This window comes from Corallococcus terminator (genome assembly GCF_003611635.1).
Classification (GTDB): domain Bacteria; phylum Myxococcota; class Myxococcia; order Myxococcales; family Myxococcaceae; genus Corallococcus; species Corallococcus terminator.
This window is the reverse complement of the sequence record NZ_RAVZ01000370.1, coordinates 1-9,111: the sequence shown is the minus strand read 5'-3', so window position 1 is coordinate 9,111 and position 9,111 is coordinate 1. Positions and strand designations below refer to the sequence as shown.

The 9,111-nt window shown below is 71.1% G+C and carries 7 protein-coding genes and 1 pseudogene; 5 read left to right on the top strand and 3 right to left on the bottom strand.

The window, feature by feature from the left end; all coding sequences use genetic code 11:
- The 3 genes and pseudogenes from D7V88_RS34905 to D7V88_RS34895 form a co-directional block, all read left to right on the top strand.
- Positions 1 to 1,217: pseudogene (locus tag D7V88_RS34905) on the top strand (AAA family ATPase); the annotation flags it as partial.
- 35 nt (positions 1,218 to 1,252) lie between these two features.
- Positions 1,253 to 3,538: a vWA domain-containing protein gene (locus D7V88_RS34900; RefSeq protein WP_120544927.1), complete on the top strand. Its 2,286-nt coding sequence runs from the start codon at positions 1,253 to 1,255 to the stop codon at positions 3,536 to 3,538.
- Positions 3,539 to 3,561: 23 nt separating this feature from the next.
- Positions 3,562 to 4,128 (top strand): PspA/IM30 family protein, encoded by a 567-nt coding sequence (locus D7V88_RS34895; RefSeq protein WP_120544926.1) that lies wholly within the window; start codon positions 3,562 to 3,564, stop codon positions 4,126 to 4,128.
- Between the two features lie 10 nt (positions 4,129 to 4,138).
- Here D7V88_RS34895 and D7V88_RS34890 read toward each other — a convergent pair whose 3' ends face one another.
- Positions 4,139 to 5,020: a DNA integrity scanning protein DisA nucleotide-binding domain protein gene (locus D7V88_RS34890; protein WP_120544925.1), complete on the bottom strand. Its 882-nt coding sequence runs from the start codon at positions 5,018 to 5,020 to the stop codon at positions 4,139 to 4,141.
- Positions 5,021 to 5,147: 127 nt separating this feature from the next.
- On the opposite strand from D7V88_RS34890, the gene D7V88_RS34885 reads away from it, so the two are divergent.
- Positions 5,148 to 5,510: a TraR/DksA family transcriptional regulator gene (locus tag D7V88_RS34885; RefSeq protein WP_014395767.1), complete on the top strand. Its 363-nt coding sequence runs from the start codon at positions 5,148 to 5,150 to the stop codon at positions 5,508 to 5,510.
- 90 nt (positions 5,511 to 5,600) lie between these two features.
- Here the strand turns inward: D7V88_RS34885 and D7V88_RS34880 are convergent, their stop codons facing one another.
- Positions 5,601 to 6,368 (bottom strand): double zinc ribbon and FHA domain-containing protein, encoded by a 768-nt coding sequence (locus D7V88_RS34880; RefSeq protein ID WP_120532651.1) that lies wholly within the window; start codon positions 6,366 to 6,368, stop codon positions 5,601 to 5,603.
- A 112-nt stretch (positions 6,369 to 6,480) separates the two neighbouring features.
- On the opposite strand from D7V88_RS34880, the gene D7V88_RS34875 reads away from it, so the two are divergent.
- On the top strand, positions 6,481 to 8,181 hold the full coding sequence (locus D7V88_RS34875) for a serine/threonine-protein kinase (protein ID WP_120544924.1): 1,701 nt from the start codon (positions 6,481 to 6,483) through the stop codon (positions 8,179 to 8,181).
- A gap of 144 nt (positions 8,182 to 8,325) precedes the next feature.
- On the opposite strand, the gene D7V88_RS34870 is transcribed toward D7V88_RS34875, so the two are convergent.
- Positions 8,326 to 9,111 (bottom strand): FHA domain-containing protein (locus D7V88_RS34870; RefSeq protein WP_120544923.1); only part of this gene is annotated, 786 nt, incomplete at its 5' end.

Here is a 9,111-nt window from a genome sequence, read left to right as displayed (position 1 = left end):
GGCAGGGGGAGGGCAGGGGCGGCGTGGCGCTGCTCACCGCCATCCGCGATGTGCTGGAGCTGTGCCGTGCCGTGCCGGAGCTGCGGCCGGGCCATGCCGCGCTGTGCGAGGCGTCCGCGCGATTCCTGGAGCAGGCGCTGGAGATGAGCGCGTCCGCGGCGGAAGGGCTCGCGTTCGAGGACGGCGTGAAGATGGAGTGGCTGGTCGGGCTCGCGGAGAACCTGGAGGAGGAGCTGGGGGTGATGGGCTCGCTGGCGGTGCTCCTCACGGAGACCGTGCCTTCCCTTCACGAACCCTTGCGCGAGGCCGACCGGAACACGCGCCAGCGGGTGGTGACGGCGCTGCGGCGTCGGGTGTCGGCGGCGTTCCCCGCGGGGTCGCCCCGGGGGCGCAAGGATCCGCTGGACGCGCTCTCCGCGGACTCGCGGCGCCTCACGCAACTGGAGAAGGCGCTGACGGCGCTGGACCCCTCGCAGGCCGGGTTGAAGCAGGAGCTGCTCAAGCCGCTGAGCGTGGCGTACGCGCGCGAGGTGCTGGGCGCGACGCCGTTCGAGCGCATCGAGCAGTACGGTCGCGCGGTGCAGGCGGTGGCGGAGAACCTGCGGCGCGAGGGCGTGACGGCCGAACCCGTGCTCATCGAGTGCCGCGAGCTGATGGAGACGCGCCTGCGGGAGCACGCCCGCGTGTTGTCGCGAGAGGTGGCGAGTCCCCCTCCGGCGCCCACGGCCGTGCTCAACGGCGATGCGTACACCTACTACCGGGGCGAACTGACCACGCAGGCGCCGGACGGGGAGCTGGCGGCGCTGGTGGGCCTGGATGGCCAGTTGATGGCGGCGCGGCCTCCCTCCGCGGCGGCGTTCCTCTCCGACTCGGTGCGCGCGGCGGTGGCCGAGGCGGAGCTGTCCTTCCTCCAGTCGCGCATCAAGTACCTGCGCAGTTGGTTGACGCAGTTGTTGTCCGCGCTGCCCACGCCGGAGTCCCTGACCGCGCGTGGTGACGCGGAGCGCACCTTCGAGCGGCTGGTCCGAAGCCGCTTCCCGCTGCTCGCGCTCAAGGAGGGGGAGCTGGTGCGGCTCAAGGCCACGCTGGGCATGTTGGAGACGCTCCCGGGCGAGTTGGGAGGCAGCGCGCGCAAGCTGTCCGCCCAGCTTCGCGGCATCGACGAGGACTTCGGGCGCTTCAGCCGGCAGGTGCTGGAGCGGCGGACCGCGCTGTGAGCGTGGCACCCGTGGCCGGAAGGCGGCGCTGAGGCGTGCTGGCGCGGCGACTCACCCAACTGCGGCAGCGCCTGGATGCCCTGCGTCAGCCCGCGGCGCCGGGGCGGGGTGGCGCGTCGTGGGCCTGGCCCTTCGGCCGCAAGGTGAAGGGGCCAGAGGACCTGTCCCTGCCGGTGCTCGTGGCGCTCGACCGCGAGTTGGATCGGGTGGGCGTCCACACCGCGGCGGATGCGCGGTTGCTGCTCGCGCTGGGCACCCAGCGGGGCCGGGCCGGGGTGCTCGCGCAGGGCCTGGCGGGACGCGCGGCCCAGGCCCTGGAGGAGTTCGAGGAGTGTCTGCGGCGCGTGGAGCGCGCGCACCGCTCCGGTGAGATGCCAGCGGGCGCGCTCACCGCGCTGGACCGGGGCTTCGTGCGTCTGGCCCGCGCGGTGAAGGTGGCGGACCTCTTCGGACGCCCGCTGGAGCGGCTGGAGGACGATGCGCCGTTCGAAATCTTCGACCGTCCCGGCAACGCGGATCACCAGCGGCCCCCTGCCAGCGCGAAACTGGCGGTCGCCGAGCTGCTGGCCACCCGGGCGCGTGAGAACGTCATCGACCTGGTGCAGAAGCGGCGCGACCTGGACCTGGCCCACGAGATGCTGCTCCGCCTGGGCACGGACGCGGACCGCGCGCGGAGCATGGCGCTGCGCAACGACGTGGCGGAGGCGCGCGAGCGTGTGCGTGAAGTGCCTCCCACGCGCTCCCTGGAAGCGCTGGTGCGGGGCGTGCGGGAGACGGCCCACAAGGATCCCCGGGGCGCCTATCGCTCGTTGCAGGGCCTCTACGAGCGCGCCCTGGAAGCCGGAGACCCGGAGCTGGCCGCCGCGGCCCGGAGCGCGCTGACGCTGTTGCTTCCCCCGGAGCCCCGGCTGACGCGGATGGTGGAGGAGGCGGAGTCGGAGTCGCTGGTCCGGTGGCTCGGGGAAGCGGACGGCGAGGACGTGGACCGTCAGGCGGAGGATGCTCCGGACGAGCGGCTCGCGGACCTGGCGTTCTCGCTCCAGCCAGACCAACTGGCCACATTCGACCTGGCGGCCGGGTGCGCGCGCTTCTTCGACGTGGAGGATTCGCTGACCGAGGAGATCATCGAAGCGAACACCTCCGCCGCGCGCGCCGTCCCACGCCAGGTGCCCTATCCGACGCAGACGATGTCGTTCTCCACGACGGGCAGCCTGGACGAACTCCACCAGTTCGTCATCACCGACCCGCGGCGGATCCTCCAGGACCTGGCCGCGCACCGGCAGTTGGTGCGCACCTACCTGGACGACGCGCCTCCGCCCAAGCCGCGCAAGGTGAAGCGCACCTCCGTGCGCGTCTACGTCTGTGACGCGTCGGGCTCCATGCACGGTGCGCGGGCCCGCTTCCGCGATGCGCTGATCATCGCGGAACTCAACAACCTGCGGGTCAAGGCCCGGCGCGACGAAGCCTTTGATCCGCTCTACTTCAGCTTCTTCAACGATGTGCCCACGGAGCTGGCCCGCGTGGACACCGCCGCGGAGGCGACGCGGCAGATTGAAAAGCTCTTCCGCGACTCGCCCGCGGAGGGACAGACGGACATCTCCCTGGCCCTCCTGTCCGCGTTCGACTCCATCCGCGCCGCGCAGGGCAAGGACCCCTACCTCGCCCGCGCCACGGTGGTGCTCATCACCGACGGCGAGGACCGCGTGGACCTGGAGCTCATCCGCCGCACCCGCGCGCCAATGGGGGACCTGGACATCGCGCTGAGCTTCATCTCCCTGGGCGAGGAGAACGCCGACCTCAAGTCCCTGGTGCTCGAACAGCGCGCCGCCGGAGGCCGCGCCTTCTACCATCCGCTCTCCGACGAGGAGATCCGCTGGGCGCGCACCGAGTTCGACACGCCCTGGCGCACGCTCTTGCCGCGCGACATCCCAGCCACGCTGGAGGCCCTGGAGGCGCTGGGGCCGCACCTGGATGCCCTGGAGGCGGTGGCGGCCGGGCGCGCGCCCCTGGCGGGCGTGGCGGTGGAGGCCTCCTTCGACGCGCTCTTCCCGTCCGTGCCCACGCCTTCGCCTTCTCCCGGGCCGGAAGTCCCCGGCGCGGACCTCGCGGCGCGCGTGGTGGACATCCTGGAGGCGGTGGCCGAGGCCGCGTCGCTGGCGCCCACGGAGCGGCGCGCGACGGAGAGCGTGGTGCTTTTGCAGCACCTGTTGTCCGTCTATGGACTGACGCCCTCGCGCTACCTCGCGGTGCTGTCCGGCGGCGGTCGCCCGGTGGGGGATGCCCTCGAACGCGTGCGCCTGCTCTGCCGCCCGTTCGGGTAGGCTTCGAACCCAGGGCACGCGCCATGTTCGGCTTCCTCAAACGCAAGAAGACGCCCCCGGCGGCCGTGGATCCGTTGGCCACGTTCGACCGGCTCATCGAGGACCTGGAGCGCCAGGCGGCCGAGGTGCGCAAATCCGCCGCCACGCTGCTGGCCCTCAAGGGGGAGCTTGCCCGTGGGGTGACGCGCTACACGGCCCGCCTGGGCGACATCTCCGGGCGCCGCCAGACGGCCTATGAGCGGGCCGACGCGAAGGGCGTGGGCGTGCTGGAGCGCGACCGCGTGCAGACCGAACGTCTGCTGGAGTCCACGCGCGAATCGCTGCGCCGCGCGGAGCGGGACTCGGAGCTGCTCCTGTCCGCGGCCGGAGAGCTGGGCGAGCGCGTGGCCGACCTGCGCATCGAACGGGAGAGCGCCTCCGCGCGCATGGCCGTGGGCGGCGTCATCACCGACACGCTGCGCGAACAGGTGGAGCGCTTCGACCGGGTGCTCGCGCTGGAGGCCGCGCGCGACGAGGTGGAGAAGGCGCACGCCCTGGCGGACATCTACCGCGAGGAGCACGGCCCCGCGTCCGAGCGCGCGAAGGAGTAGGGCAGGGGGCTCAGGAGCGACGCGCCGTCTGGTGCAGCTCCAGCACGATGTTGCCGCCCTTGAGCAGCCGCACCGCGCCCGACGTCTGGCTCACCACCAGCGCGATGCAGTGGGTGGTGGAGGTGATGCCGGCGGCGGCGGCGTGCCGGGCGCCCAGCCCCAGGGGAATCTTCACCGTGTCGTCGTTGGCGGACAGGTAGCGGCCAGCGGACAGCACCACGCCGTCCTCGCGGATGACGAACGCGCCGTCCAGCACGGAGAAGTTCTTGATGGCGTCGCGGATCTTCGGGTCGAGCACGTTGCGCTCGGCCTCCGACAGGCCCTGGAACGGGTTGATGGTGAGCTGCCGGCTCTTCTCCAGGACGCTCGTGTGGTCGCCAATCGTGATGATGGTCCCGATGGGGTGACCCTCGAAGCCCTCCTGGCCAATCTGGAGCGCCAACTGGATGAGCGCGTCCACCACCTGCGAGTTGAACTCCTCGCCCAGCTTCACGCCCTCGATGGCCAGCCGGTCGTCCAGCGACCCGCCGATGCGCATCTGCATCAGCGTGTCCGGTGCCCGACCCACCTTGCCCGTCATGCACAACACCAGGTCGCCTTCCTTGAAAGCACCCTGGGAAAGCGCGGACACGAGCGCTACCTTTACCCGCTCGGTGCGCGAGTAGTCGTAGGCGGGAATGACGAGTGCGCGTACCTTCTTGCGCTGGTGCTCGTGCGCCAGCGCTTCCAGCGTCACCGCGTACACGAGCTTCCTGCGGGCAGGACGACCCCGTAGGTCCTCGGGAGGAATGGGCGTGTCACAGATGTAGAGGAAGTGGTCGACTTCGCTCTTGGCGGCCAGTGTCAGTGCCGAGCGCAAGAATTCCCGATCGAACTTCGTGTTGTCGCTCAAGCCGCCCCTCGTGCATCCACAATTTCCAGCAGGTCAGCTTGACACTGCAAGGTGCATGAATAAAGCTTTCGGGCCCTTTTTTTCAGGGGCCAGGCCCCCTCTACCCGCCCCACCTGGAGCGCAGGCTGTGAACCAGAAAGATCTCAAGCGTTACAAGAAGATGCTCGAGGACAGCAAAGCGAGCCTGCTCGAGAGCGCGAAGAAGACCCTGGTGGAGGAGTCTTCTTTCGACACCGACGACCTGCCGGATGAAATCGACCAGGCCGCCTCCGAGTACACCCAGTCCATGGTCTTCCGTCTGAGGGACCGCGAGAAGTTCCTGCTGCAGAAGATCGACGGCGCGCTCAAGCGCGTGGAAGACGGCACTTTCGGCATCTGCGAGCGCTGCGAGGAGGACATCTCCCCCAAGCGTCTGGATGCGCGTCCGGTGACGACGCTCTGCATCCGCTGCAAGGAAGAGCAGGAGAAGAAGGAGAAGTCCTACGGCTGACGCCGGAGCGTGAAGTGTCCGGGCCGCACGGGCCTTGAAGCGCCGTGCGGCCTTGCCTTCCCGCCGCAGGACCCGCGAGGGACGTCCGCTTCAGGCGACGACGGCCTGGATTTCCACGCGCAAGAGCTGGCGACCGATGAGGAAGTGGTCGCCGTTGTCCACGAACGTCGGCCCGGCGAGCCGGATGAACGTGCCGTTGGACGAGCCCACGTCCCGCACCATCAGCCGGTCCCCGCGCACCTGCAGCAGCGCATGCCGCCCGGACACGAAGCCGTCCGTGGGGAAGGCGATGTCGCCCTGCTCACGACCCAGCAGGTTGTCGCCGTCCTTGAGCGGGAAGGCCGCGCCGCGCAGGCCACCCTCCAGAAGCTGGATGAGCCGCAGCCGGTAGCCGGGATCCGGAGACCCCCACACCTGCGTGCCGCCGGGCCCGAGCGCCGCGGTGGGGATGGGCTCCAGCACCAGGCGCTGACGGCCCAGGCGCAGCTCTCCGCCCGCGGGCAGCTCGCGCTCCTGACGCAGGCGCACGAAGACGCCGTTGGCGCCGCCCACGTCCTCCACGGCCAGCCGGGCGCCGGAGAAGAAGAAGCGGGCCTGCACGGGCATGATGAAGGGGTCGTCGTTGAGCGCGATGTCCGCCTGCTGGCCGCAGGTGAGGGTGTCGCGCTGCATGCGCACGAGGGACTCGGGGCCGCCGTCCGCCCGCACGACGCGGATGGACACCTGCGGGCGCGAGGAGACGTGCGCCACGGCCATCACCATCGTCCCGGAGCGCAGCGCCGAGCCGCAAGCGCGGCATACGGTGGCATCCCGGGAATTCTCGGTGTCACAGCGGGGGCAATAGTCCACGGCGTCCATGAGAGGCCCTCTTCTAGCAGGCTGGAGCGGTGTTGGGGGGCCCGGCGCGCACGGCTTGCTCCGCACCCGAGTGGCATGGTGAAGTCCCGACCCCACCCCACTGGACGCTGACGTGTACTGCCCTTCCTGCGGCGCCGACGCCGAAGACTCTTCCCGCTACTGCCCCGCCTGCGGCGCGACGTTGTTGCGCGCGGCGGAGGGCGGCGACGAGTACGTCGGCAAGACGATTGCCTCCAAGTACCGGGTCGAAGCCCTCATTGGCGAGGGCGGCATGGGCAAGGTGTACCGGGCCCGCCAACTCGCACTCGACAAGGTGGTGGTGCTGAAGGTGCTGCGCCACACGCTGTTGTCGGACGAGCGCACCGTCGCGCGCTTCCAGCGCGAGGCGAAGGCCGCCAGCCGGCTCAACCACCCCAACTCCATCAGCGTGCTGGACTTCGGTCAGGCGGACGACGGCGCGCTCTTCATCGCGATGGAGTACGTGTCCGGGCAGGATCTGCATCAGATCCTCAGCCGCGAGTGGCCGCTGGGCGAGGCGCGCGTGGTGCGCATCGCCGTTCAGATCCTCAACGCGCTGTCGGACGCGCACGGCGCGGGCGTCATCCACCGGGACCTGAAGCCCGAGAACATCATGGTGGAGCAGCGCCGCAACGAGCCGGACTTCGTGAAGGTGCTGGACTTCGGCATCGCGAAGATCACCGACGTGCAGGACGAGGGCCCGGCCCTCACCCGCGCGGGCTTCGTGTGCGGCACGCCCGAATACATGTCCCCGGAGCAGGCGCGTGGCGCGGTGCTGGACTACCGCTCCGACCTGTACGCGGTGGGCGTCATCCTCTACCAGCTCATCACGGGCCTGCTGCCCTTCGAGTCCGACTCGGCCGTGGGCTTTGCCACCAAGCATCTCACCGAGGAGCCACCCCCGCCCTCGCGCCGCCGTCCGGAGGCGCGCATCTCCCCGGGGATGGAGCGCCTCATCCTGCGCGTCCTGTCGAAGGACCCGGATGACCGTCCGGCCGATGCCGCGGCGTTCAAGGCGGAGCTGCTCGCGGTGGACAAGGAGCGCCGGCGCGGCGGTGCGAACGACGCCGCGCCCCGCCGTCCGCAGGCCGCCAACGTGCTGGCGCCCATTCCGCGCAAGTCCCAGGCCGCCCAGAAAGAGGACGCCCGGAACAACACCGGCTGGAACGACGTGACGGTGGAAGCCACCGTGCGGGCGCTGCCCGACTCACGCACCCCCGTGTCATCGGAGGAGGCCACGCTGGCGCCCGAGGAGGCCCGGCGCGCCGGCCGCACCTCGGTGTCCACCGCGCCCGCGTCGGGCGGCGGCGAGGGCCTCATCCTCTTCTTCAAGGCGCTCACCACGGTGCTGGTGCTGGGAGCGGTGGGCTTCTTCGTCTACTACTTCGGCATCGGGGCGGGCAGTGGCGCGGAGGGCAACACCTACCTGCCTCCGCCCAATGCGCCCCGGCAGCTCACCGCCGGCACGGATCCGAACCAGCCGCCCGAGTACCTGCGGCAGATTCCGAGCACCTCGCGCAACGTGGACAAGGCGCGCAAGCTGACGCAGGACGGGGACCGCGACGTGCTCGCGGGAGAGCTGAGCCGCGCGACCGCGAGCTACAAGGAAGCGTTCAGCTACAACCCGGAAGCGGAGCTGGCCCTCAAGCTGGGGGAGCTGTACTGGCAGCGCGACCAGACGGACGAGGCGCGGGGCTGGTGGGAGCGCCACATGCGGGACATGCCCGACTCCAAGGCGCGTGAGTACATCGAGAAGCGGCTCGGCAGCCCCATTGCGCGCCCCGCTGCGCCCTGAACCCCGAGGCGCGGTGCGGTGCTGGTAGCGCCTCGCCTGGAACGGGGGGCAGGGCCCTCCGAGCCCGGAACCCGCGCTCCCTCCGAGCGGATTGCCCTGACCTGAAGGTTCGAGGGGCCGTCGGTTGAACGCTGCAGCCTGCGTCTAGCCGAGCGTTTCCACCTGCACCACGTGCTGGCCCAGACGGACCCGGTCGCCCGGACGCAGGGGACGCTCCGTGGCCGGCGGGATGCGCACGTAGGTGCCCAGGCCTCCGGACAGGTCGCGCAGCATCGCGCCCGTCGCGGTGGGGCTCAGCTCGCAGTGCCGGCCGGCGAGCCCCTCGTCATGCGGGTACGCGAGGTCGCAGTGCGCCTGCCCGATGGTCAGCAGCGCGGCGGCCGTCACCACCGCCCGGCCCGCCCTGCCGCCCATGTGCACTTCCTCCACCCCGTACAGCGCCTGGCCCAGCGGCACCGGCGAGCCGTACAGGTTGGGGCGGCCCGCGACGGGCGGCGGGGACTCCACGCGGCCGGTGAAGCGGAACAACCGCTGGCCCGCGCTGAAGAGCGCTCGGGGCGCCAGGGGCTCCGTGCCGGAGAAGGTGACGTAGACGCCGGAGGCGCTCGTCTCGTCCCGGACGTAGAGGGCGCCGTCCTTCACCAGGAAGGTGGCGTGCAGCGGCGACACGAAGACGTCGTCGGGGAAGAGGATGGCGCCGCGCTGACGGCCCACGACGCAGCCCGTCACCGGAAGCTTGTAGCGCTGGCCGCGCGTCGTCCCGGAAATCACCGCCAGCCCGAAGCGCGAGGCCACCGGAGGTGGACGCGACACCGGCGCCCCTCCCGTGGGAGCCGGCGCCGTGGGCACCGGGCCCGTCGTCGCCGGGGCGGTGGGCGGCAGGGTCGACCCCGTGTTCGCACCCCGGGCGGGCAGGGCGCTGTCCGGCAC

Coding starts and splice junctions, on each gene's coding strand:
- D7V88_RS34895 (WP_120544926.1), top strand. CDS start 3,562: ATGTTCGGCTTCCTCAAACGCAAGAAGACGCCCCCGGCGGCCGTGGAT.
- D7V88_RS34880 (WP_120532651.1), bottom strand. CDS start 6,368: ATGGACGCCGTGGACTATTGCCCCCGCTGTGACACCGAGAATTCCCGG.